We start from the raw sequence: 24,458 nt of genomic DNA on the forward strand, positions 1-24,458 counted from the left end.
CGGACAGTCTGCGGCTGCCGGGTTTGTGGCCACCATCCACCCTCTCCCGCGAGTGGCCGGGTCTGAACGGGCACGGCTGCCGGGTTTTGGCGCCGCTACCTGGTTGCAACCGGGTAGCGGCTGCAAAACCCGGCAGTCGGCAAACCAAAACCCGCCAGTGGTCCCGAAACCCGCTAGCCGAGTGCACGCCGAGTCCGCCCGGCCGATTTGGCGAGGGGGTGCGCAACGACGCTTGCCGCGAGTGGACGCGAGCAAACGCGACCACTCGCGGGAATGACGGCGCGAGTGAACCCGTTCGTACCCGACCCGCGGAAATGACGGCACGAGTGAACCCGCCCGCACCCGACCACCCGCGGAAATGACGGCACGAGTGAACCCGTTCGCACCCGACCACTCGCGGTGGGGAAGCGGTGGACGTACGGGGTGGTGGGAGTTGGTTCAGGTGTTGGACGACCAGCCTTCGGTGTACGCGGTCCAGTGGGCGGGCGTGGCGGTGAAGTCGACGTACAGGGCGAGGCCGAAGGTCTGGCGGGTGGGCGCGTGGCGGGTGAGGCCGAGACGGGCGCCGCGAACGGCCGCTTCGACGGTTTCGGCGGAGCCGCGATGACCGAAGTCGTCCTTCCAGTAGGCGGGTAGGCCCATCAGGAGGTCGACCTCTTCGCCGGTCGCTTCGAGGGCGAGGGCCGTTTGGCGCGCGACGAATCCGCCGTACAGGGACTCGAGTGGCATGGCGGTGTCGTACGACATCACGGCCACTTGGTTCACCCGGCGGGCGGTCTCCGCGAAGTACGCCTGCGACCAGTACTTTCCTTGGCCGGCAAGGGCGATACCAACGCGGTGCACGGACGGCAACGGGTCGATCTGCGGCGTCGCGATCGACAGCAGCTTCTGCCGCGGTTCGGTCAGCGCGCGGACCTCGTCGAGTACGGCGAGGAACCCGGGCGATCCGGACCGAACCGGCTCGAAGTCGAAGTGGATCCCATCGAAGCCGAGATCGAGCATCCGCCCGGATGCCGCCACCACCCGGGCACGAGCCGCCGGGTCCTCCAGGTCGAGGCCCGGGCGTTTCTCCGGCGTGACGACGTCACCGAGCCAGGACTGGACTCGCACGGTCGGCATGGCCCGATGGACGGCATCCACGAACCAGCGGGCGCGGGGATGGACCGCCGCGGGGAGGGTGCCGTCATGTTCGAGTGGCCCGGTGTGCACGTACAGGTCGCGCATGCCGGTGCCTTTGAGCCGCGCGGCGAGTACGGCGATATCCGCGTCGGACTTCCGGCCGTCCACCCAGGCATGTCCCAGCCAGACCGCGTCCCGCCCTCGGGTTCGCGCGTCCACCGACGGCTCACCGGCGTACTGCACCCGCAACCACAAAGCCACCGCCGCCGGGCACAACACCGCGAAAACCAGCACCCCGGCCAGCACCACCCGCACCCATCGCCGCTTCACCGCGCCCCCTCAAGCCCTGGAAGTCCAGAAGCCTAATCAACGAGCCCAAAAGCGAAGGCCTCCTGCCGGGTGACAGGAGGCCTTCGCGGGTTGGGATCAGCTGCCGGTGATGGTGAAGGAGGAACCGGGCTCGATCAGGATGTTGCCGTCGCGGGAGTTGGTGATGGTGACGTTGGACAGGATCGCGTTACCGCGCGCGCCGCCCATCGCGAGAATGCCGGAGCCGTTGTTGGACTTGTCGATGCGGACGTTGGTGACGCGTACGTCGGGCATCAAGCCGCCGCCGGTTTTGAACTGGATGCCGTCGTAGGTGGAGTCGTGGATATCGGTGTCGCGAATGGTGACACCGGGAATCGGCAGGTTCTGCGGGAAGAGCGTGATCGCGCCGAACTCCTGATCCTCGTTCCAGAAGGCGCCGCCGGTGCGGTAAAGCCCGTTGTTGGCGATCAGCGTCGTACCGGAGAACGGCAGCGGGTCGTGATCGGTGGCCAGCATGATCGCCGGGTAGTTCATCGTGTCGTAGACGAGGTTGTTCTCGATCTTGTTGCCGTAACCGCCGTAAATCGCGATGCCGTTCGCGCGCCACGGCAGCTGGATCGTGTTGTTCACAAAGGAGTTGTCGTGGCCGATATCGACCGACTGGTCCTTCACGTACTTGTTCGCCCAGACCGCCAGCGCGTCGTCGCCGGTGGTACGGAACGACGAGTTGAAGACCCGTGAGTTGCGTGAACCGTTCGACAGGTTGATGCCGTCCGCGTAGGTGTTGCGGATCCGCATCCCGCTGAACTCAAGCCCATCGGCCGGTCCCCACAGGTCGGGAATGTTGTCGTAGTCGCGGCCGACCCAGGCGCCGACGTTCGCGTGCTCGATCCACACGTTGCTGATCTTGGTACCGGTGCCGAACCGCCCGTTCAGGCCGACGCCACCTTCGGCGTTACCGTCACCACCGCGGATCCGGCCGGAGCCGAAGATCGCGATATCGGAGATCTGGGTGTTCTTGTCGATATCGAAGCCGAAGTTGCCCTCGTGCGGGTGGTTGATGCTGCCCTGGGCGTTCTGCGGTTCGGTCAGCGTGTACAGCTGGGAGTGCCACATACCGGCGCCGCGAATGGTGACGTTGCTGATGCCGACCTGGTTGAACTGGCCGCGGTTCAGCGGATCGTCGGTCAGGATCTTCTTCTCCTGCCGCCACTGCCCGGCCGGAATCCAGACACAGCTGATCACGCCGTTCTGGTCGTCCGTCACCGCCCGCTGGATCGCGTCGGTGTCGTCCAGACCGTCGTTGGGCACGGCGCCGTACGACGTGATCGAGGTACAACCGGCCGGCTGGCTCAGCGCCGGCGCGACCTGTTCGAGGTCGATCAGGTCGATGATGTAGAACGACGCGGTATCACCGGCATCGCGCTGCAACTTGAACTTCGTGCCCGCCGGGTACGACGAGGACAACAGCGCGTGCGACTCGTCGAACAGCCGCCGGGCATCACCCTGCGGGGTGTTCGTCAGGCCCTCTGGCGTATCGGTATTGCCGTACAGCCAGCTGTGCCGCGACGACAGCGTCAGCTTCCGCGAGAAGGTGCCGTTGATGTAAAGGCTGATCGTGGCCTCGATACCGCCGCCACCCGGGGCGTCGGGGATCGAGTTGCGCACGACGATCGAGTTGGACTGGTTCGTTGAGGTGAACTCCACGAACTGGCCGGTCGAGTTCAGCCGGACCGACTGCCGGCCGGACGACTCGGTGGCGAAGTTGGTGTGCCCGAACGTGCGCAGCGGGTCCGTCACCAGCAACGTGCCCTGGTAGTTCGCGGCCTCCGCCTCGTACTCGGTGTACGGCACGGCGGCACCGCGGCCGACCACGATCGACTGCGCGTAGGTGTTGTTGGTTTCGTTGGTCTCGGCAACAACGTTGGTGGCGTCGGCGGTCGCGGTGATGGTGGCGCCGCCGTTGGTTGCCGTCCACGTCCCACTGATCGCCACGTTGGCCGTCGCGCCCGCGGCGATCGAGGCCGTGTTGCCGTTCAGCGTCGTACTGCCGACGACCACCCGGGTGACCGAGGCGGCGCTGGCCGACGTACCACGGTTGCTTACGGCAACGGTGAAGCCGACCGGGCTACCGACGGCCGGGTTCGCCGGGTTGGAGGTGATGCCGAGGACCTGCAGGTCGGGACCGGGTGCCTGGGCGACAACCAGCTGGGTCGGCGCGGTGAAGCTGTTGTTGTCGTTGTTCTGTTCGACGATCGTGTTGGCCGGATCGACCACCGACGTGACCGTGTAGTTGCCTTGGGCCCGCGTTCCGGCGTTGACCGTGACGGTGCTGGAGGCACCGGCGTTCAGGGCGCCTACCGCAGCACTGCCGACGACCGTACCGCCCAGGCTGACGTTCACCGAGGTGGCGCCGGCCGGGGCCGAGCCGATGTTCTGCACCGTCGCGGAAAGCGTGATGGGCGTGGTCTCGCTCGGCGAGGCGGGCGTCCACGTGGTCGAGGTGACGACCAGGTCGGGATTCGGCGCGGGCGTACCGACGACCTGCAGGTCCGCGACCTGGCCGCCCGGTGCGCCGGTGTTGCCGAAGAACTGCAGCCGTACGTCGGCTGTGCGCGCGCTCACCGGAATGGTGACGGTGTTCTGCGACGAGGGGTTGAAGACGTAGTCCGCCCGGGCACGCAGCGAGGTGAAGGTGGTCGCGCCCTGGTCCCGGCCGAGAATCTCGAAGTTCTGCGTGCGCGTTCCCCAGATCGGGTCCGGGTTGAGCTTCACCACGACCGAGGAGATGTCGGCGTTCGAGCCGAGCTTCACGGTCAGTGTCGCCGGGAAGCCGTTCGACTCCCAATAGCTGGTGCCGCTCGGGTCGTTCGCGTTCGTGGCGACAAAGCTGTGGACGTGCGATGAGGCCTCGATCGGCTTACCCGCGGCCAGGTTGGCGCCACTGCCTTGGCCATTGCGTACCACCCGGTTGCTGTCGGCAGACTCGTTGCCGGCGGCATCGCGGGCGCGCACGTAGTACTCGACGGTGGCCGCGGCCGGCTGGCTCTCGGTGTAAGTGAGCACGTTACCCGCCACCGTGGTGACGGGAGCACCGTTGCGGTGGACGACGTAGCCGGTGACACCCACGTTGTCCGTCGATGCCGACCAGGCCAGACGGATCTGCCCGCTGGCTGGTTCGGTCAGGCCGAGGTTCCCCGGCGCGGACGGGGCCTGGGTGTCGCCGCCACCGCCCGAGTCGGGGCCGAACAGGTCGAACTCGGACAGTTGCGCGGCGGGCCACTCGGTATTGGCCGTGACGTTCAGCCGGACGTACCGGGTGGTGGTCTCCGGGAACGAGATGGTGACGGTATTGCCGCCCGACTGGGTGAAGGCGTATCCCGCCGAACCCACGATGTCGGCAAAGGTCGAGCCATTCGCACTGCCTCGCACCGACAGCGTCTGCGTACGCGCACCCCACGAGGACGGCAGCTTCAGCACGACGCGATTGACCTTCACGGACGCGCCCAGATCGGCCTGGATCCACTGCGGGAAGGCGTTGTTGTTGCTCTCCCAGTACGACGCCTGGTTACCGTCCGCGCTGTTGCCGACGGGATAGCCGCCGAGCTGGCTACTGGCCGACACGGTCTTGGCCAACGCGACATCGGCCGCCACCGCCGCTTCACCTTGGCGAGCGTAGGCGTCGGCGCCGCGGGCGGCGGCATCAGCGCCGAGGGCGGCGCCGGAGATCGGCACGGCGCCGGCGGCGGAGGTCGGCACGGCGCCGGCGGCGAGCAGTGCCGCCGCGAGCAGGCCGGGAATCAGCCGCCATCTGGGCTGCGTCCGTTTCATGGTGTCCTCTGTTCTGCTGCGCGCACCGGTACGGCCTACCGCCGCGCACGCCGCAGTTCCGCGAGACCGCGCGAAAGCGGGGCTGCGGGTACGGCGGCGGGCATACGGGGTCGGTACGCCGGAGTGGTTGCTAGCGGGTCGGGGCGGGCGGGACGACCGGGCAATCAGGGCACATCGGCCCTGGAACCGCCTGGTCTAAGTAATTGCGTAGTTCTTGCCAATTTCTTGCGAGCGTGGAGACAAAGGTTGCAGGTCGTGCTCCGTTCGTCAACGGTTCAGGGCCTGCAGGGGTCACCGCCCGGGGCCGACCTGCCGCCAGGTGAAGCCGGTGAACCCCGAGGCCGCTGGCGGTGAAATCCGGACGAAGCCAGATGAAACCCGGTGAAACCCGGTGAAGCCGGTTGAAACCCGGTGAAGCCGGCGTGATGCCGGGGTGAAACCGGGCGGCCGCAATCTCTTCTCAGACGCAAGCAGCACCGCAACAGCAGCGAGCAACACCAGCCAGAGATGAGGGAGCATGACCAGTTCACCCCGCCCGGCCATCGCGGTCACCGGGCTACACAAGGCCTACGGCGACAAGGTCGTCCTGGACGGCATCGACCTGAACGTCGCGGCGGGCAGCATCTTCGCCCTGCTCGGCCCGAACGGCGCCGGCAAGACCACGGCGGTGCAGATCCTCACCACCTACATCACCGCGGACAGCGGCGAAGTCGAGGTCGCCGGGCACAAGGTGAACCAGCAGCCGGACGCGGTCCGGGCCGCGATCGGCGTGACCGGCCAGTTCTCGGCGGTCGACGGGCTGCTCACCGGCGAGGAGAACCTCCTGCTGATGGCGAACCTCCACCACCTGCCGAAGCTGGCAGGCCGCCGCCTCGCGACCGAACTGCTGGAGAAGTTCGACCTGGTCGAGGCGGGCAAGAAGCCGGCGTCGACGTACTCCGGCGGAATGAAGCGGCGGCTGGACCTGGCGATGAGCCTGGTCGGCGATCCGCGCATCATCTTTCTCGACGAGCCGACCACCGGGCTCGACCCGCGCAGCCGGCAGACGGTGTGGGAGATCATCCGCGGCCTGGTGGCCGAGGGTGTGACCATCTTCCTCACCACGCAGTACCTGGAGGAGGCCGACCGCCTGGCCGACCGGATCGCCGTACTCGACGGCGGCAAACTGGTTGCCCAGGGCACCGCCGAAGAGCTGAAGCGCCTGGTTCCCGGCGGCCACGTCCGGCTCCAGTTCGCCGACAGCGCGGAACTCGCACTGGCGGTCCAGCACCTCCGTGATGCCGCGCCCGATCAGGACTCGCTCAGCCTGCGGGTGCCGAACGACGGCACCGTGCACTCGCTGCGGGCCCTGCTCGCCCGGCTCGACGACGCCTCACTCGAGGTCGAGTCGCTGTCCGTGCACACCCCCGACCTGGACGACGTGTTCTTCGCCGTCACCGGCCAGCCGAAAACCGCCATCCCCGCCAACGCCCACGCCAACGCCGCCAGCACCGACGCGACCGAGAAAGCGACGATCCGATGAGCTCACTGTCCCTTGCCATTGCCGACTCCACCACGATGCTGCGGCGCAACCTGCTGCACGCGGCCCGGTACCCCGGCCTGACACTCGGTTCGCTGGGCATGCCGATCGTTCTCCTGCTCTTGTTCGTCTACGTGTTCGGCGGCGCGATCGGCCCAGGCGCGGCGGGTGGCGGCGAGTACATCGACTACCTGCTGCCGGGCATTCTGCTGCTGACGGTGGCCTCCGGCTCGATCTCCACGGCCGTGGCGGTCTGCACGGACATGACCGAGGGCATCATCGCCCGGTTCCGCACGATGGCGATCTTCCGGCCGTCGGTTCTCACCGGGCACGTCATCGGCAGCATGATCCTCACGTTGATCAGCCTCGCGCTGGTCACCGGCGTCGGCCTGCTGATGGGTTTCCGCCCGAACGCGAGCTTCACCGACTGGCTCGGCGCGGCCGGCATACTCGCGCTGATCACCTTCGCCTTCACCTGGCTGGCCGTCGCGATGGGCCTGGTCAGCCAGACCCCCGAGGCGGCGAGCAACATCGTGCTGCCGCTGCAGTTCCTGCCCTTCCTGAGCAGCACGTTCGTACCGGTGGACTCGATGCCGGCCGGGCTGCGCTGGTTCGCCGAGTACCAGCCGTTCACGCCGATCACCGAGACGGTTCGCGGCCTGCTGATGGGGACCCCGGTCGGCAACCAGTGGATCGCCGCCATCATCTGGTGCGTCGTCATCGCGGCCATCGGCTACCTATGGTCCCGCTCGGCCTACCGCAAGGACCCGTCCCGCTGAACTGGCCGAACCCGATGATCAGGCGCGATCAGCCAACGCCGCCAGCGCGGCCGCCCGGAACCCGGCCCGCCGCAAGCCGGCGTACGACGACTCCCAGTCGACGTACGCCGGCTTTCCGGCGTTTTCGGCCGTACGGCGAGCCCGTTCGGCGGACATGGTCGGCTGGTAGTTCCGCAAGAACCTCAGCCGGGCCGCGAGCGCCATCAACCGAACCGCCGAGGCGGTCGCACCCCGGTCGAGGTCGACCATGCCGAGCGCAAGCAACAACGCACCGCAGACGGGAAACTCCATCAACGACAGCGGTTCGGCCACCGGGGCATTCAGCACCATCAGCAACTTGCCGGGCAGTTCGGCGATGAGATCGGCCACCAGGTCCAACTGCCCGTGCTGGGCGTGCGCGACCACCGCCGCGGCCTGCATCTCGAGCACCCACGGGTCCATCGCCGGATCGACGATGCCGAACGCGGGATTGTCCTGGTTGTTGGTCCGCACAGCCTGTCGCCACAGTCCGAGGCCGGTCTCGATCTCCCCGCGGGCCAGGGCGATCTCGGCACGAATACCGAGATCGGGAATCGTCACCGCCTCGCCGTCCCATAAGCCGCCCGACTTCGACAGCAACCGCTCAGCCTCTGCACCGTCGCCCAGCTGCAACGCGGCCAAGACCAGTCCCCAGTCGATCTGGAAGTCCATCAGCTCCGCCCGTTCGCCGAGTTGAGCGAGCAAATCCTTGGCCGCCAGCATGTGCCGCCGCGCCTCGGCCCCTTGCTCGACCTGCAGGCACAACTCACTGACCCGCAGGTGCGCCATCAACCGCATCCACGGCGAGCGCGACGCTTCGAACGCCGTCAGCATTCCGTGGGCCGCCTCCATCGCCGTGTCGGTATCGCCCTCGATCTCGGCCAGATAGCCCGCCACGGCATTCGCGGCACCGGCCAGCAACGCCGGACCCTCGCAGAACTCCTGCAATACCAGGGGGAACCGCTCCGCTGACTCGTACGCCGTACCGGCCAGGACCGCGATCGCCCGGGGAACCGTGTCGGGTGGCGCCGCCGGTAGACGCCGCAGGCCGACCAACGCCCGGGTTGCGACGGCACCACGCACCAGGAGCGTTCCGGCTGCCGCGAGCGCCAGCGCCGTTCGGGTCACTTCCACGTGTTCCGGCTCGGGTCGATAGTGCGAAAGCAGCCACTCGGTGTCCCGCACGAGGGCCAGAAGGCGGATGTGGTTGAACTCGACGTTCCACAATCCCGCGAGTACGGCGGTGACCGCCGCGACCGTGGGCTCGTCGGAATCGGCCAGCGCCCATCGCAACGCCTGCACCAGGTTGTCCCGCTCCGACCGGGCCGACTCGACGGCCTGCGACGGGTCCGTTCCGTAGTACTCCAGGTGATGGGTGATGCCGAATTCGCGTGCCCAGGCAAGGAATCCGGCCCGGATGGTGTCGCCGTCCCCGGCCACCTCGCGATGCGCCGTACTGAACTCGCGCACGGTTTCGAGCATCCGGAACCGCAAGCCCGCTGGAGTTTCGATTGCCTTCAGCAACGACTGGTCGGCCAGTTCCGCGAGCAGGTCGAGAGCGTCGTACCCCAGGAGGTGTTCCGCGGCCTGCGCGGTGAAGCCACCCGGGAAAACCGAAAGCCGTCGCATCGCCGTCTGACCGGTTTCGTCGAGCAGGTTCCAGCTCCAGTCGACCACGGCGTACAACGTCTGGTGCCGTTCGGGTTTGTCCCGCGCAGCCCCACGGAGCAAGGTGAAACGGTCCTTCAACCGGCTCGCGATGTCTGCCACCTTGAGCACCCGGACCCGCGCCGCCGCCAGTTCCACCGCGAGGGGTAGGCCATCGAGTTGCCGGCACAGATCCGCGACTGCCTCGGCCGGCAACTCGACGGTGGGACGAGCCGCCCGGGCCCGCTGGCCGAACAACTCGATGGAGGTCGCCAGGTCCAGCTCCGGCAACAGGTGGACGGCCTCCGACGACAAGTCCAGCGGTGCGCGGGTCGTCGTCAGCACGCGAAGGTCCTGCGTCATCGCGACGAGGGCCTGCACCAATTCGGCCACCCCGCGGACGACCTGCTCGCAGTTGTCGAGCACCAGCAGCATGGGCCCTTGGCCGAGCCCAGCGACGATGCCCGCGAGCAAGTCGGCCGAGCGCGCGGTTTCACCCACGCCAAGGGCCGAGCCGACCTCGTGCGCGACGTCCTGGTCCGTCCGGACACCGGCCAGCCCGATGAAGTGCACGGTCCGTTGCTCGGCCTGACGGCTGACCACCTGCGCGAGCCGGGTCTTGCCGAGTCCGCCCGGGCCGACGATCGAGACCACGCGGGACGAATGCAGCAGGTCCAGGACCGCCGCGATATCGGCGTCGCGGCCGAGCAGCGAGTTCGGTTCATGCGGTACGCCGTGGCGAACGGACGGCGCGTCTTCCTGAAGCAATTCCCGGTAGAAGGCCTGCAACCCCGCGCCCGGATCCGCGCCGAGCTCATCCCGCAGGAGCCGGCGGTAGTCGTCGTACCGCGCTAGAGCCGCCGAAGGCCCTGCAGTCGCCGCCTCGCTGCGCAACACCTCGAGCAGGATCTCCTCGTCGCGCGGGTACTCCGCCGCGAGCGGCGCCAACGCCTCGATCGCCTCAGCCCGCCGTCCCAGCCGCGACAACGCGACGGCGCGTGCCCGCACGAGAGCCCGGTACGCCGGAACGCGGTCCTCCCGAAGCACCGCCAACGGATCTTCCGGGTCCGCGCCGGTCTCGATGCTCGCGCCATCCCAGTACGCCAGGCCCGTCTCGGCCTGCGCGAAAGCGTCGGCGTGGTCCCCGGCCCGGGCACTGGCCGCACAAGCGGCGGCGCTGACCAGCACTGCAGAGGTATCCACCTGGTCGTCGGCGAGGTTCAGCCGGTAGCCGGTCGCCGTACTGGCGATGAGGTCGGAACCGAACTGCGACCGTGCGCGGGAAACCAGGACCTGAACCGCCTTGACCGGATTCTCGGGTTGGACGTCCGGCCACAACCCCTCGGCCAAGCGGCCCGTACTGCACCCTGCCCGCAGGTCATTCGCCAGCAAGGCCAACAGCCCTCGCAACCGAGCCCCGGCAACTTCCCGCCCCCGGCAGGAAACCGGCCCCAACAACCTCAACTCGATCACGCCCGTACATTACTTCTCCGGCGTACTCCCATCCGCCCGTCGCCCGAGTAGCCGCCGCCGTTCACCGGGGCAGCCGCAGCCGCCGTTCGCCGAGGTAGCCGCAGCCGCCGTTCGCGACGGCTCAACGATTCTGCAGCTACTTGCAGGGGCACTCCTGCTGTCGGCGCGATGGCAGGGCACGGTCAGCTGAGAGACTGCGGGACTATGGCTGAGGGACTCATCCTGGTGGCAGACCTTGTTCCGTTCGCTCCGACGGCTCGGGTGGCTCCAGCGGCTCCGGTGGCTCCAGCGGCTCCGGTGGCTCCAGCGGCTCCGGTGGCTCCAGCGGCTCCGGTGGCTCCAGCGGCTCGGGTGGCTCCGGTGGCATCGGTGGCATCGGTGGCTCGGGTGGTGGGGACCGCGGTGCCGGATGGTTACGGGCTGCGGGCGACCGAGCCGGAGGATCTTGAGGCCATGGCGGCCACCTACCTGGCGGCGTATCCGCCGGATGTGGGCGCGCGCGATATCGCCGCCGCTCGCCGAGGCGTGATGGAGACGTTCGCGGGCGAGTACGGCGAATTCTGGCCGGCCGTCTCCCCTGTCGCAGTCGCAAACCACCGGCCCGCCGAGGCCGACCACCGCTTCACTGAGGCCGATCGCCGCGCACGGCGCCACCCAGCTAGGCCTACGAGTAGTCAGCACGAACCACCCCGCCCGCGAGCTCTACCACTCACTGGGCACCGCTTGGCATCCGCCTCCGCCTTCTTAGCTGCGTCCACCTTCGCCTTGGTAGCAGCGTCTGGCTTCGCGTGGCACTGGCCCGTAGGGGCTCATAAAGCTGCGCCGGGCTAGGCCTTTGGTCGGTGGCGAATAGACCTTGGGCGGATTCGCTCGTACGCCGCAGGCGGTTTGGTGGTGGGGTGACTATTGCTGCGGATGTGCGAAGCCCGAGGCGGTTCCTGGCACCGGACCTGGCCCGCGGGTTCATGCTGCTGTTCATCGCCGTCGCGAATTCCCACTACTTCCTGCAAAACGCACCCGCACTGGGCGGATTCCCCCGGGAGACGACCGGACTGGATGCCGTCCTGGTCGGGCTGATCGCGACTCTGGTGGACGGCCGGGCCTATCCGTTGTTCGCCGCGCTTTTCGGATACGGGCTGGTCGAGATCTACCGTCGCCGGTTGACCGCGGCGGGCAAGGATCCGGACCGGGCCACCCGGAAGGACGTGTCCCGCGCGCAGTGGCGGCCGATTCGCCGGTTGATCCGGCGGCGGAGCCTGTGGATGGTCGCGATCGGGTTCCTGCACGGGATCTTGCTGTACGTCGGCGACATCCTCGCGGCGTATGGTCTGCTCGCTTTCCTGGTGGTTCCGGCCTTGCGCTGGAAGAGCCGTACTCTCGTCATCCTCGCCGCGCTGGCCTTCGCCCTGACGAGCCTGCCCACGGGTGATTCGCTGACCGTCGAGAGCAGCGTTGGACGCGATCCCGCGATGTTGCCCGGCAGCATCTGGGCGGGAGTCGTCGAGCGCGCGCCCGCCCTGCTGGTGCTGGTCCCGCTCTATCCGATCGGCCTGGTGTTCCCGTTCCTGATCGGTATTCTCGCCGCGCGCGCCCGCCTCCTGGAGTGCCCCGATCGCCGGCTGGTCCTGCTGCGCCGCGTGGCCATCGCCGGGGTCGGTACGGCGGTAGCCGGCGGCCTTCCGATCGCACTGGTGCTTGCGGGCGTGGTGAACGAACCAGCCGGGCCTATCCTCAGCCGCCTGGGCACCCTGCACGACGCCACCGGGCACTTCGGTGGTTTGGGATATGCGGCCGCGATCGCCTTACTCGCCTACCGAATAACCTCACGGTCAAACGCGGAACGCGGGCGAGTGGTCGCCGCGATCACCGCCGCCGGGGAGAGATCGATGACGTGTTATCTGGCGCAGTCAGCGGTTTGGACCCTCGCGTTCGCGCCGTACGCGCTCGACCTCACCCCGCAACTGAGCGTCACTACGGTCGCGGCACTCGCCATCGGGACCTGGCTCGCGACCGTGTTCCTGGCCGACTGGATGCGGCGCCACAACCGGCGCGGCCCGTTCGAAGTCCTGCTCCGCAAGCTGACCTACCGAAACGGCCGAAACGACCGAAACGAAGGAGGCAACCGAAGTGGACCGGGCGAACGGGCCGCGCGGGGTGACCGAAGCGTCGGTGGCCCTTACCCCGCAAGGGCCGCCGACGGCGGCAGAATCGCGGGCGAGGCCGCATCCGGTACGACGAGCTCCGGGCTGCCCGAACCGCTGGCCGGCACCGACCAGATGTCCGAACCACCGTCCGGTCCGGTCAACCCGTAGAGAAGCGTGTTGTTGTCGCGCCACAACGGCTGGTCGTCCACGTTGCCGGTTTCGGCGGTTCGCACGATCTTGCGCGTGGCCAGGTCGAGCACCGCCAGCCGCCAGGTGCCGTCGGAGTTCTTTTGCTTGAAGGCGATTCGCTTCTCGTCGGGAGACAGCGACGGGCATTCCACGTTCTCCAGCAGGGCCTTCGCGTTGAAATCGCGGTAGTTGGCCTCGACCAGATACGTTTTGCCCTTGCTGGACATCGTCGCGTAGAAGCGATTCCCGTCCGCGGCGAAGGTGATTCCCCAGTAGTTGATATCCGCCGAGTGGTACCGGCGCCCGTCGACGTACACGGCCATTTCCTCGATGCTCTTGGTCAGCCGCTTGGTCCCCAGGTCGTACATGCCCGCGCGAGTGGAGAACCCGGTGACGGCATACGAGTCGCCGGTCACGAAAACGGTCCAGTAGACGATCTTGCCGTCGGGTGAAACCCGGGCCCGGCTCGGCGTACCAGGCAGGGACTTCTTGTAAACAATGGACATGTCGCGCCCGACCACAACCACATCCGTGATCGGCGGCAGTACACCCGGCTGAAGGGCCAGGCAGATGCCCGTGCCCTTCGATACGGCGAAGCGGTCGCACTTCAAACCGGCCACGGTCCGAACGGCCGATGCACCCGAGGCCGCTGAAGTCGGCCGAGCGGGTACGGCGGCCAGCTTGCCCTCGTCCGGCCCGGCCGCGGTGTTGCGGAAGTACAAGTGGTCCGCGCCGATCTCCATCGTGCCGGTCTGAACCGGGACGGCGTTCACCGCGGCACCGGTCCGGGCGGATACGACGTAACCGATCGCGGCCCCGGCGAGGACAAGAACGCCCAGCGCCGTTACCAAAAGCTTCTTCATGCGGGCTTCTCCCAGGGCTTGATCACGGCGGCGGCGAGAGTGACGAGCAGCAGGCAGCCGGCCACCACGAGCATGGTCGGGCGCAGGTCCCACAGCGTCCAGGCCAGTCCGAACAGAACGGCGGACACCATCCGCGCGAGGGCCTGACCGGTCTGGATCAGGGCCATCCCGCTCGCGCGGAGGTGCTCCGGCAGCCAGGGGCCCGCCGCCGCCATCAGGACGCCATCGGTCGCGGCGTAGAACACACCGTGCAGAACCAGCACGCACGCGGCGATCCACCAGCCACCAAAGGGTCCGCAGACCAGTCCGAGCGCGGTCGCCATCACCAAATGACCGCCAACGAAGACGCGCCACCGGCCGTACTTGTCGGCAAGCCGCCCGAGCGGTACAGCCAGCAGCAGGTAGACACCGGCCGTGCCGAGTGGCAGCAACGGGAACATCGTCGTACTGACATCGAAATTGCGTTGCAGAGCGAGATAGAGGAACGAGTCCGTGACGCTGATCAGCGCCAGCGCCGCCGCCCAGCCGCAGAGCCGGCGAAAGCCGGGAATCCGCAGCAGCTGCAGCATCGACCGCACCGGAACGGGTTTTGCCGGTCCTTCGGTGGGCGGTCGATCACGAACGAAGGCGACCAGTACCAGCACCCCGATGGTCGCGATACAGAAGCTGGTGACGAAGACCGAGCTGTAGTCCCCCAGGCTGCCCCAGAGCACCACCATCGCCACCAGCGGCCCCAGGAACGCGCCGATGGTGTCCATCGCGCGATGCACGCCGAACGAGCGGCCGAGGCTTTCCGGCTCACTGCTCAGCGAGATCAGCGCGTCCCTGGGCGCCGTTCGAATGCCCTTGCCGGCCCGGTCGACGGCCAGTACCGCGCCGATCGCCGGGACCGAGGACCCCGCTGCCAGCAAACCGAGTTTGCTGGCAGCGGAGAGGCCGTAACCGATGCCGGCGACGGCCTTCAACCGTCGCCAGCGATCGGCGGCATGCCCACCGACCAGCCGAACCAGCGCGGTCGCCCCGGCGTACAACCCGTCCAGCAGACCGAACTGGAGCGGATTGAGGCCAAGACCGACGACCAGGTAGAGCGGTAGCACCGCGGTCACCATCTCGGCTGAGATGTCCGTGACCAGGCTGACCATGCCCAGCGCCAGCACGTTGCCGGAAACTCGCCGCCCGATCTTGCCCTTAGTGGTGCCCGCCGCGCGGGTATCGGCTAGATACATGGTCGGCTCGTCAGTGGCAGGTGGTCGTCGGGGAGCTGTCCAGGACGGTGTTGTTCAGGCCGATCAGCTGGCTGGTGAACGAGTTGTCGGTCATCGTCAGCTTGATCACGCCGTGGGTGTCCGTGATGGTCTTGGCGGTCGCTTCGTGCTCGGCGTGCACCGGGTAGAAGTTGTCCGTGCCACCCATGCCGCCGATGATCATCGTCGTACCGGCCGCGGTCGGCTTGCCGTACTTGTCCTGCGCTACGAAGCGCTCGTAGTGGTGGTCGTGCCCGTTCAGCACCAGGTCCACCTTGTTGTCCACCAGGATGTTCCACATCGTGGCCATCTTGTCGTTGTCACCGCGCGCACCAGAGCTGAACCGGGGGTGGTGGAAGTAGGCCGCGACGCACTTCTTGGTGTTGGCCGCGAGGTCCGCCTTGAGCCAGGTGTGCTGCGCCGATTCGACCAGGCCGGGTGAGTCCTCGGTCGAGTCCAGCGCGATGAAGTGCCAGTTGCCGCGCTCCCAGCTGTAGTACCGCTTGCCGTTCGGCCGGGCGATGGCGCCGAAGTACCGGTGGTAACCGTCGTACGCCGGCGACGAGTAGGTCTCGTGGTTACCGACCGAGGGCTTCATGATGGACTTGAAGCGGCCCCACGAGGTGTTGAAGTAGCTGGTGAAGTCGGAGTAGTGAGCGTCGTCGTACTGGTTGTCGCCCATGGTGATGACGTTGACCGGCTTGATGAAGTCGACGACCTTCGCCGTCTTCGGGTGCACACAAGAGCTGCTGGACGCGGTGCACTGGTCGGCGATGTCACCGGCTGCCGCGAGCACGAACACCCCGGTGGGCCCGGCGGCGGTCGTGACCGAGAGCGGAGCGCTCTGGGCCGACTTGTTGTTGTTCGGATCCTTGGCCAGAACGGTGTAGCTGTAGGCCGTCTGCGGCGTCAGTGCGGTGTCACTGAAGCGGTTCTCCGCCACCGAGGCGACGAAGGTGCCGTTGCGGAAGACGTCGTACCCGCTGACGCCCACGTTGTCGGTGGACGCGGTCCAGGTCAGGTCGACCGTGGTGCTGGTGACGGTGCCCGCCGCCAGGTTGGTCGGCACGGTCGGGGCCTGGGTGTCACCGGTCGAACCGCTGACGCCGAAGACCTCCATCTCCCATAGCGAGTAACCCCATGGTGTACCGCGCTGGGTCCCGACCACGCGGACGTAGCGGCCGTTCGCGGCCAGACCGGTGTGGTCGTCGATGCCACCATCCCCCGTGGTGATGGTCTTGAGCGTCCGGAAGTTCGCGCCGTCGTCGGAGATCTCGATCCGGTAGGACTTGGCGTAGGCCACCTCCCAGTTCAGCTTCAACCGGTTGACGGCCGAGGGCTGGCCGAGGTCTACCCGGATCCACTGCGGGTCGATGTACTCCGCGCTGGCCCAGCGGGTCGATGTACTGCCGTCGACCGCGTTCTTACCGAGGAAGCTGCTGCTCTCGACGCTGGACGTGATCACCGGCGCGCCGCGGGACAGCAACACGTCGGCGGTGACACCTGCGCTGGCATGCAGCCCGACGCTGGTCGCGATCACCACGGCGGCGAGCGCCACCACGGGCACTTTGATTTTTCTGAGCGGGAACATGTCGCACTCCTGCGGGGCTCGGGGACGCCTGGGGCGGGCAGCCCGAATTGGAAAGTCGCTTAACAGTTGGCAAGTTCAGCGCAACCTCTCAGTAGTGCCCACGCAGAACGACCGGCAGAATCACCCTCCTGCTGTTCTGCCGGTCGGCACGGCGACCCCGGTGAACGCTTTCGCTGATCCGGCAGGAAATTCCGGCACCGGTTCCGCCGGTCGATCACGGCTCATTTGCGGGCTACCGCAGCGGTTCCCGGCCCTCGCGCATCAGTGCGAAGAAGCGGCCGTTTCGAGCCGCTGGGCGACGGCCGCGAGCTCGGGCCGGTCCCACTCCCGGCAGAACTCCAGCGCCTCGGCCCGGACCCGCGCGGCCTCGTCGCGCTCCCCCAGCTGATCCAGTACGACGGCCAGCTCCGCCTGCGCCTCCACCCGGCGGATTCCGGCGCCACTGTCGCGCAACATCTCGGTCGCCGCCTCCAGCTCATCCCGCGCCGCAGGCAGATCGCCGGACCCGGCCAAGGCATCTCCCACGCCGAACCGCGCCCGGGCCTCGCCACTGCGCATTCCGGCCGCGCGGAACAGCTCGATGGCCTCCCGGTACGCCGTCATCGCCTCGGCCCACTGCTGCGACCGCGCCAGCGAGGCGCCGTACGCGAGCAGCCGATGCCCGAGCAGTACGGCGCCCGTGCCGTCGGCGGGTTCGTGCTCCGGGCGGCGGAAGTACTCGACGACCCGGCGGTGGATCGCCAGCGCCGCGGCGGTTTCGCCGCGCGCCTGTTCGAGCGACGCGACAAGGGACCAGGCGATGTGCTGCCCGAGTGGTTCGGGCGCGGCGCCGAACCGCTCGGCAGAGAGGGCTGCGAGAGCCGCGGCAGCACCCGTACCGCCGGTGATGCGTTCGAGCGTCGCCAGGTAGAACAACGCCCAGCCTTCCTCGACCAGATCGCCGGCCTCTTTCGCCGCGGCGAGCGCCTCGCGATGGAGCCGCAGGCCCTCCTCACGCTGCTCCAGCAGCACGCCCACCGCCCAGCCGAGCAGGTTGAGCTGGACCGCCTCGGCGGCACGATCGCCAAGCCGCCTGGCCACGTCCACGCCCAGTTGGAACACCTCGGGCCAAATCTCCGGCAGCACGCCCAGATCCGAGTACCAGTGCATGGCGTCGGTCAGCGCCAGCACTTCGGTGGACCAGGCGTCATCCGGAGCCGCCCGGCGCAACGCAGCCAGCCAGTCGGCGCGGTGACGGTGCAACCAGTCCAGCGCGGTGTGCCGGCTCTCGAAGGCCATAGCCGGTCCGGGTGGTGCCGGCGGGCCTGGTTGCAGCACCGCGGGCAGGAAGCAGTTCCCGGCGGCAGTGGCGGATCGCAGCAACCACCCGGTCAACCGTCGACTCGTCGCCTCCGCCTCGGCCGGGGACTCCTCGTCGGCCAGGCATTCGCTGGCGAAGAGGGCCAGCAGGCTGTGCACGCGATAGCCGCCGTCGGAGCCGACGGGCTCGATCAGGCTGAAGTCCGCGAGTTCCTCCACGGCCCGGCGGGCGGTCCCGATCGGCAGGTCCGCCAGCACCGCGGCGACCTCGGCGGAAAGCTGGTCGCCGGTCAGCAGCGCCAAGCGCCGGAAGACGAGCGCGGCCGGCCCGGACAACTGCCGGTAGGACACGGTGAAGGCGGCAACGACCCGCAGATCGCCGGCCTCCAGCCCGCCAAGTCGCGTCTCGCTCAGCTGCGCCACGAAGTGTCCCAGCGACCACAATGGCCTACTCGCCAGCCGATTACCGGCGATGCGCAGCGCGAGCGGAAGATGCCCGCACAACTGGGCGATCTGCTCGGCCGTGCCGGCCTCCGCGGACATCCGGTCCTGGCCGACGATCGTCGCCAGCAGATCGGCCGCCTCGGTCGTGGTGAACGGCCCGAGCGGCAGCCAGACCGCGCCCTCGAGCCCGGACAGCACTCGCCTACTGGTGATGATCGTGAACGAGCCGGGACCCGTGGCCAGCAAGGGCCTTACCTGCGCTTCGTCGAAGGCGTTGTCGATCAGGACCAGCGCAGGCCGTCGCGCCAGCATCGCCCGGTACAACCGGCCCTGGTCCGCAGGGCTCGGCGGGATCTCGGCCGTCCCCACACCTAACGCCCCGAGCAGTCGGCGCAGCGCGGCACCTTCGCCCGGTTCGGCCAGGTCGACGTACAGGCAACCACCGGGAAAACCCGACGCGAGGGAACGGCCCGCCCGGACGGCAAGGCTGGACTTACCAACGCCCGGCGGCCCGGTCAGTACGGCGACCGGCTGGGCCGCCGCGCCCTCGGCAGCATGTCCCGCGGCGGCGGCCAAGGCGGTCAGCGTGGCGAGCTCATCGGTCCGCCCCACGAAATCGTTCAGTCCCGCCGGTGGTTCGCATTGGGCCGCGGCCACCCAGGGCGCGATCTCCGCGGCACGCGACCGGGCCGATTTGGCCGTCTGGGTGAGGAAACGGCGTTCGTCCGGCGTCAACCGGGCCGCGTCGGCCAGGGCTTCAACGGTTCGCGGCTGTGGCGCCCGCACCCGGCCACGCTCGATATCGCTGATCGCGCGGACGCTGACGCCCGACCGCTCGGCGATTTCTTCCTGGGTCAGTCCGGAACGCAGCCGCGCGGCTCGCAGCAACCGCCCGACCTCGTCAGTCATCGCGTCAGCATGCCACGAGCCGGGCCGATCCGGCGCCGGACTTCAGCCGGACGGAACCGCGTCGCGGCCTGGTTCCGGGTCGCGGGACATTAGTTGCGGAACTGACGGTAAGCGCTTGCCAAGCTCGGAGGTGGCACTGAGACTGACTTCCCTGATCCGCCCATCAGGAAGGTTTGCGATGACGCACGACCTCAGTAGAAGGCGTTTGCTCGGTCTCGGCGCAGGCCTGGCCGGCAGCGCGATTTTCACCGCCAGTCCGGCCTATTCGTCCGGCAGCGCTGGTTTGGCCGAAAGTGCTGGTTTGGCCGGCACCTCGAGCATCGCCGGCCGGTGGCAGTCCAGCCTCGTGCAGTACGACTCGGCGTACCGGCTCAGGTACTCCGAGGATGCCGAGGGCAACCGAATCCCCGATTTCAGCCACGCCGGTTATCGAAACGGCAACAGACCGATCCCGCGAGTCCGGACCGTCCAGACGATAGGCCCGGTCGAAGGCGACAACACCGCCCACCTCCAGGCGGCGATCGACGCGGTCGGGCAACGGCCCGTCGATCGCGACGGCTTCCGCGGCGCGGTACGGCTGGAACCCGGCAACTATCCCGTTGCCGGTACCTTGCGGCTCAACCAGAGCGGCGTCGTACTGCGCGGCTCGGGCGATGGCGCCGATCCGGCCAAGGACACCATCATCCGGGCCACCGGCAACCTTCCCGCCTCGCGAGACGTGATCGTGCTCGGTGGCAGCGCCAGCACGGGGTGGCGCGGCCAGGTGCCCGGCACGTTGACCGACATCACCAGCGAGTGGGTGCGGGTGGGGTCGCGCTCGTTCGAGGTCGCGGACGCGAGTGGTCTGCGCCCGGGCGACAACATCATCCTGGTCCACCCTTGTACGGACGCCTGGCTGGCCTCGGTCGACTACGGCGGCACCGCCACGGACGCGCCTTGGGTGGTAGGCAGCCAGCCGATCACCTACAACCGGTTCGTCCGGTCGATCCGCGCCAACACCGTCACGGTCGACGTACCGCTGTTCGAGCATCTGCGGCGCGAGCGATCCCAGTCGTACCTGTACAAGTGGGACCGCGCCGGCCTGGTGACCGGCGTGGGCCTGGAGTCGTTGCGGGTGGACATCGAGTTCACCGGTGATCCCGATCAGGACGAGGCGCATGCCTCAGTGGCGGTCAAGATCCGTCAGGCCGAGGACGTCTGGGTGCGCGACAGCACGTTCCTGCACTTCGCGAAGGCCGGGGTGGAGACGTTCGAGACCACCCGGGCGACGATCCGGAACTGCCGGGCGCTCGATCCGGTGTCGCTTGTCACCGGCAGCCGGCGGTACAACTTCAACTGCGAGGCCTACTCCCAGCAGGTGTTGTTCGCCGACTGCTACGCCTCGAAGGCGCGGCACGCGTTCATCTCGAACGGCAACAGCAGCGCCTCCGGCATCGTCTTCCTGCGCGGTACGGCGGAAGGCAGTCTCGCCTCGAGCGAAGGCCATCGCCGCTGGAGCCAGGGTCTGCTCTGGGACAACCATCGCGAGATCGCACCGAGGGTCGATCTGACCCTCGGCATCTACAACCGCGGGGACTACGGGACCGGCCACGGCTGGTCCACCTCGCACTCGATCGGCTGGAACTGCGACACCGCCGGCACCAAGCTCGTCGTACAGAAGCCGCCGACCGCGCAGAACTACGCGATCGGCTGCCACGGCATCGTCACCGGCGACGGCCCCTTCGCCCAGCCCGCCGGGTGGATCGAGGGCGCCAACCGGCCAGGTCTGTGGCCCACCTCGCTCTACCAGGCGCAGTACGTCGACCGGAGGCTGGCATGAAACGCACTCGAAGGTGGATCGCAACCACTTCCACATCACGTCCTTCGCGAACCTTCTTTGCGACGATCGGACCCGTCTTGCCGCTCGTCTGCTACCTGTCGGGTGCAGGCGAGCCTGCAGCGGCAAACGGGTCCGATCGTCGCAAAGAAGGTAGGGCTAGACCCGTTTGAGGTAGCGCAGGCACGGTACGGCGATGGGGCCTTCGGCGGACGAGGCCTGGTAGTCGAAGGGCCCGTCGCTGATCCAGCCTTGGCGCTCGTAGAACCTGCGCGCCCGGGCGTTCCCCTCCACCACCGCGAGCCAGGCGGTGTCGTACCCGTTGGCCTTGACCTGGCGTTCCGCCTCGGCCAGCAGGATCGCCGCGAGCCCGGAACCACGGTGGTCCGCCGCGAGGTAAACCTGTTCCACCTCGTCGTTCACCACCATCACGAACCCGGCGACCTGCCCGTCCACCTCGTACACCGTGGTGTCGCCAACCCGCTCCGCCGCCCGAACGTCGAACGACTCCCGCGTCCGAACCGCGACCAGCGCCTCGGGAATATGCCCAAGATGCCCATCCCGCCACCCGTCATACCAAACCCGCGCCACCACCGGCGCATCCCCACTCACCGCCCCCCGAATCCCCACCCCCCGACCCTAACCCCACCTCCCCACCTCCCCCTTCGGCGTGTCATCGGACTCTAGTTACCCGGCGTGTCGCGGTTCATCGGACGCTTGTGACCACGCGCGTCGCCAAAACGCCGAGACCTCCCCGAGGTTTGCCTTCAGTCGTCGGAATCCGCCCTCCGCCCTGGCCGCCGGCCGAGTGCAGACCGCAGCAAGGAGGGCGGATTCCGACGAATGACTGCCAGCAGGGGACCCGCCGCCACGGTCACAAGCGTCCGATGAACGGCGACACGCCGCGTCACAAGCGTCCGATGAACGGGATGCAAAAAGGTTGCGGGGGTGGGTAGGGTGGGGGCATGAAGAACTTGGTGAGGGTGGCAGCAGCCGGGGCGTTCGCGCCGTCGGCTGATCTCACCTGAGCTCATTCACCCAACCGGCGAACGCGACAGTTCGCCGGTTTTTTGTTGCCCGGAGACTGTCGTTCGCCTTGTTCGAAAGGCATTCCGATGGAATCCACCAAGGTCCTGCGCACGTTCGGCGACTTCTTCACCGAGCGTGGGCACCACCAGATCACCGGTAGTACCCTGCGGCCGGAGCCGGGTGATCCCGTGCTGTTCACCACGTCCGGCATGCACCCGCTCACGCCATATCTCGACGGCCGGCGACGGCATCCACAACGCCGCCTGACGAACCGCCAGCGCTGTCTTCGTACGACGGACCTCGAGGAGGTGGGCGATCGTACGCATCTGACCGTGTTCGAGATGCTCGGCTCGTGGTCCCTCGGCGACTACAGCCACGAGCAGAGCCTGCGCTGGGGGTTCGAGCTGCTGACCGAGGGGTTCGGCCTGGATCGCTTGTACGTAACGGTTTTCGGCGGCAACGACGAACTCGGTCCGGATCTCGATTCCGAGCGCGTCTGGCACGAGCTCGGCCTGTCGGTCGAACGCCTCGTCGACGACAACTGGTGGTCGAACGGTCCCACTGGTCCGTGCGGCCCGGACAGCGAGATCTTCGTCTGGACCGGCGATACCGAACCGGAGGGAACACCCAGTACGGATTCGCGCTGGGTGGAGGTGTGGAACCACGTGCACATGCGGTTCCACCGGTACGACGACGGGCTGCTGCGGCCGGTCACGCCTCCCAACGTGGATACCGGCATGGGCTTCGAGCGATTGCTGATGCTCTTGCAGGGGGTCAACTCGGTGTACGAAACCGACCTCTTCGAGCCCTGGACCGAACACGTCAACCGGCTCTGGCATCCCGACGAGAGATCGTTCCGCCTCCTGACGGACCACCTTCGCTCGTCGATCGTGGTGATCGGGGATGGCGTACGCCCGTCCAACACCGGCCAGGGGTACGTGTTGCGCCGGTTGATCCGCCGCTGTTTGACGACGTTGTACCGGCTCGATCCGTCGTACGGCTTGGAGGAACTCCCGGTCGAGGTCATCGAGCACACCACTGGTCATTTCGGCCAGCCGGATGACCCGGGTTCGATCCGCGAACTTCTGCTGGACGAGGAACGGCGCTTCCGCCGGCTGATCGATCGCGGCCGGGACCGGGTCCTCCGCTTGCACCAGCGTGGACCGCTCACCGAGACGGACTTCACCTTCTTGCACGAGACGCACGGCCTTCCCCGGGAGGTGGTCGAGTCGGTTCTCCCGGTCTAACGCGGCCGAGCCGGTTGCGGGGCACTCAGGCCGGGCCCGCAACCGGCTTGAGGGTCGAGACCAGCCGTTGCAAGGCTGGGTTGGGGTTGTCCGAACTCCAGCAGGCGTGCAGGGTGACGGAGTGGGCGTCGGTGGTCACGAGCTCGCGATAGCGAACGCCCTGCACGCCCATCGCCATGATCGAGCGCGGCACGAGCGCACAGCCGAACCCCGCCCGGACCAGCGCGAGCATGGTCGGCACCTGCGACGCGAGCTGGCTCACCACATACCGGTCCATGCCGATCATCGCCGCGCAGATGTCGTGCAGGTACCGCGAACCCTCCGGGCTGTACCCGATGTAGTCGTCGGTCACCTCCGCCAACGCCACCGGCTCCGCCCCCGCGGCCAGCTCGTGGCCGGCCGGTACGGCGAGCACCAGGTCCTCCGAATGCACCAGCACCGACTCGAACCCCGGTGGTATCGGCGGCCGGACCAGCCCGAGGTCGATCCGCAGATTGGCCAGCGCCTCGAACTGGTCCTCGCTCACCAGCTCCGCCAACGCGATGCTCACCCCCGGCAACCGGGTATTGACCTCGGCGAGGAAGTCCGCGAGGACGGCGTACGCCCCGATCGCGGTGAAGGCCAACCGCAGACTGCCGGTTTGGCCTTCGGCGGCGCGGCGGGTGGCCTCGGGCGCGACGTCCAGCAGGGCGAGCACCCGGCGGCAGTGCGCCAGGAAGACTTCGCCTGCGGCGGTCAACCGCACCCCTCGGCCGGTCCGGTCGAACAAGGTGGTGCCAACGGCCTTCTCGACGGCCTGGACCTGCCGGGTCAACGGCGGCTGGGTCATGTTGAGCCGCGCGGCGGCCCGGCCGAAATGGGACTCCTCGGCGACTGCGACAAAACCGCGCAACTGGCTCAGGGACAGATCCATACCTCAAACGGTATCGGTCTATGCGAAATCGGGCTTGGACGCGCATAACGCTTGGCGCCTACGGTCAGGATGCCA

The 24,458-nt window shown here is 68.1% G+C and carries 13 protein-coding genes; 5 read left to right on the forward strand and 8 right to left on the reverse strand.

Annotated elements, in window-relative coordinates:
- Positions 1 to 438 precede the first annotated feature (438 nt).
- Together ACFFGN_RS27815 and ACFFGN_RS27820 are read right to left on the reverse strand one after the other, a co-directional pair.
- Positions 439 to 1,449, reverse strand: a complete 1,011-nt coding sequence (locus ACFFGN_RS27815) for a glycoside hydrolase family 18 protein (protein ID WP_380053186.1) — start codon at positions 1,447 to 1,449, stop codon at positions 439 to 441.
- 96 nt (positions 1,450 to 1,545) lie between these two features.
- On the reverse strand, positions 1,546 to 5,259 hold the full coding sequence (locus ACFFGN_RS27820) for a CARDB domain-containing protein (RefSeq protein ID WP_380053188.1): 3,714 nt from the start codon (positions 5,257 to 5,259) through the stop codon (positions 1,546 to 1,548).
- 517 nt (positions 5,260 to 5,776) lie between these two features.
- Here ACFFGN_RS27820 and ACFFGN_RS27825 point away from each other — a divergent pair.
- Positions 5,777 to 6,781 (forward strand): ATP-binding cassette domain-containing protein, encoded by a 1,005-nt coding sequence (locus tag ACFFGN_RS27825; protein ID WP_380053190.1) that lies wholly within the window; start codon positions 5,777 to 5,779, stop codon positions 6,779 to 6,781.
- Positions 6,778 to 7,557, forward strand: coding sequence for an ABC transporter permease (locus ACFFGN_RS27830; RefSeq protein WP_380053192.1), 780 nt, complete (start codon positions 6,778 to 6,780; stop codon positions 7,555 to 7,557). The genes ACFFGN_RS27825 and ACFFGN_RS27830 overlap by 4 nt, the downstream gene beginning before the upstream one ends.
- A gap of 18 nt (positions 7,558 to 7,575) precedes the next feature.
- Here ACFFGN_RS27830 and ACFFGN_RS27835 read toward each other — a convergent pair whose 3' ends face one another.
- Entirely contained in the window at positions 7,576 to 10,695 is a 3,120-nt protein-coding gene (locus ACFFGN_RS27835) for an ATP-binding protein (RefSeq protein ID WP_380053194.1), read from the reverse strand.
- Positions 10,696 to 11,594: 899 nt separating this feature from the next.
- On the opposite strand from ACFFGN_RS27835, the gene ACFFGN_RS27840 reads away from it, so the two are divergent.
- Positions 11,595 to 13,007 carry a DUF418 domain-containing protein gene (locus tag ACFFGN_RS27840; RefSeq protein ID WP_380053195.1) on the forward strand — a complete coding sequence of 471 codons (1,413 nt, stop codon included), beginning with the start codon at positions 11,595 to 11,597 and terminating at the stop codon, positions 13,005 to 13,007.
- A gap of 880 nt (positions 13,008 to 13,887) precedes the next feature.
- On the opposite strand, the gene ACFFGN_RS27845 is transcribed toward ACFFGN_RS27840, so the two are convergent.
- From ACFFGN_RS27845 to ACFFGN_RS27855, 3 genes are all read right to left on the reverse strand, one after another.
- The gene (locus ACFFGN_RS27845; RefSeq protein WP_380053197.1) at positions 13,888 to 15,117 is read right to left on the reverse strand and encodes an MFS transporter; all 1,230 of its coding nucleotides are present in this window, start codon (positions 15,115 to 15,117) and stop codon (positions 13,888 to 13,890) included.
- Between the two features lie 10 nt (positions 15,118 to 15,127).
- Positions 15,128 to 16,726 carry a galactose-binding domain-containing protein gene (locus ACFFGN_RS27850; protein WP_380053199.1) on the reverse strand — a complete coding sequence of 533 codons (1,599 nt, stop codon included), beginning with the start codon at positions 16,724 to 16,726 and terminating at the stop codon, positions 15,128 to 15,130.
- A gap of 261 nt (positions 16,727 to 16,987) precedes the next feature.
- Positions 16,988 to 19,378, reverse strand: a complete 2,391-nt coding sequence (locus ACFFGN_RS27855; protein ID WP_380053201.1) for an ATP-binding protein — start codon at positions 19,376 to 19,378, stop codon at positions 16,988 to 16,990.
- Positions 19,379 to 19,556: 178 nt separating this feature from the next.
- On the opposite strand from ACFFGN_RS27855, the gene ACFFGN_RS27860 reads away from it, so the two are divergent.
- Positions 19,557 to 21,197: a pectate lyase family protein gene (locus ACFFGN_RS27860; RefSeq protein WP_380053203.1), complete on the forward strand. Its 1,641-nt coding sequence runs from the start codon at positions 19,557 to 19,559 to the stop codon at positions 21,195 to 21,197.
- A 156-nt stretch (positions 21,198 to 21,353) separates the two neighbouring features.
- Here ACFFGN_RS27860 and ACFFGN_RS27865 read toward each other — a convergent pair whose 3' ends face one another.
- Positions 21,354 to 21,824 (reverse strand): GNAT family N-acetyltransferase, encoded by a 471-nt coding sequence (locus tag ACFFGN_RS27865; protein WP_380053205.1) that lies wholly within the window; start codon positions 21,822 to 21,824, stop codon positions 21,354 to 21,356.
- A gap of 485 nt (positions 21,825 to 22,309) precedes the next feature.
- Here ACFFGN_RS27865 and ACFFGN_RS27870 point away from each other — a divergent pair, with 485 nt between their 5' ends.
- The gene (locus tag ACFFGN_RS27870; RefSeq protein WP_380053207.1) at positions 22,310 to 23,470 is read left to right on the forward strand and encodes an alanine--tRNA ligase-related protein; all 1,161 of its coding nucleotides are present in this window, start codon (positions 22,310 to 22,312) and stop codon (positions 23,468 to 23,470) included.
- A 25-nt stretch (positions 23,471 to 23,495) separates the two neighbouring features.
- Here ACFFGN_RS27870 and ACFFGN_RS27875 read toward each other — a convergent pair whose 3' ends face one another.
- Positions 23,496 to 24,383, reverse strand: coding sequence for a LysR substrate-binding domain-containing protein (locus ACFFGN_RS27875; protein WP_380053209.1), 888 nt, complete (start codon positions 24,381 to 24,383; stop codon positions 23,496 to 23,498).
- Positions 24,384 to 24,458 lie beyond the last annotated feature (75 nt).

It is taken from the genome of Kribbella deserti, assembly GCF_042434725.1.
Lineage (GTDB): Bacteria > Actinomycetota > Actinomycetes > Propionibacteriales > Kribbellaceae > Kribbella > Kribbella deserti.

Coding starts and splice junctions, on each gene's coding strand:
- ACFFGN_RS27860 (WP_380053203.1), top strand. CDS start 19,557: ATGACGCACGACCTCAGTAGAAGGCGTTTGCTCGGTCTCGGCGCAGGC.
- ACFFGN_RS27870 (WP_380053207.1), top strand. CDS start 22,310: ATGGAATCCACCAAGGTCCTGCGCACGTTCGGCGACTTCTTCACCGAG.
- ACFFGN_RS27845 (WP_380053197.1), bottom strand. CDS start 15,117: ATGTATCTAGCCGATACCCGCGCGGCGGGCACCACTAAGGGCAAGATC.
- ACFFGN_RS27820 (WP_380053188.1), bottom strand. CDS start 5,259: ATGAAACGGACGCAGCCCAGATGGCGGCTGATTCCCGGCCTGCTCGCG.
- ACFFGN_RS27825 (WP_380053190.1), top strand. CDS start 5,777: ATGACCAGTTCACCCCGCCCGGCCATCGCGGTCACCGGGCTACACAAG.
- ACFFGN_RS27850 (WP_380053199.1), bottom strand. CDS start 16,726: ATGTTCCCGCTCAGAAAAATCAAAGTGCCCGTGGTGGCGCTCGCCGCC.
- ACFFGN_RS27830 (WP_380053192.1), top strand. CDS start 6,778: ATGAGCTCACTGTCCCTTGCCATTGCCGACTCCACCACGATGCTGCGG.
- ACFFGN_RS27855 (WP_380053201.1), bottom strand. CDS start 19,378: ATGACTGACGAGGTCGGGCGGTTGCTGCGAGCCGCGCGGCTGCGTTCC.
- ACFFGN_RS27875 (WP_380053209.1), bottom strand. CDS start 24,383: ATGGATCTGTCCCTGAGCCAGTTGCGCGGTTTTGTCGCAGTCGCCGAG.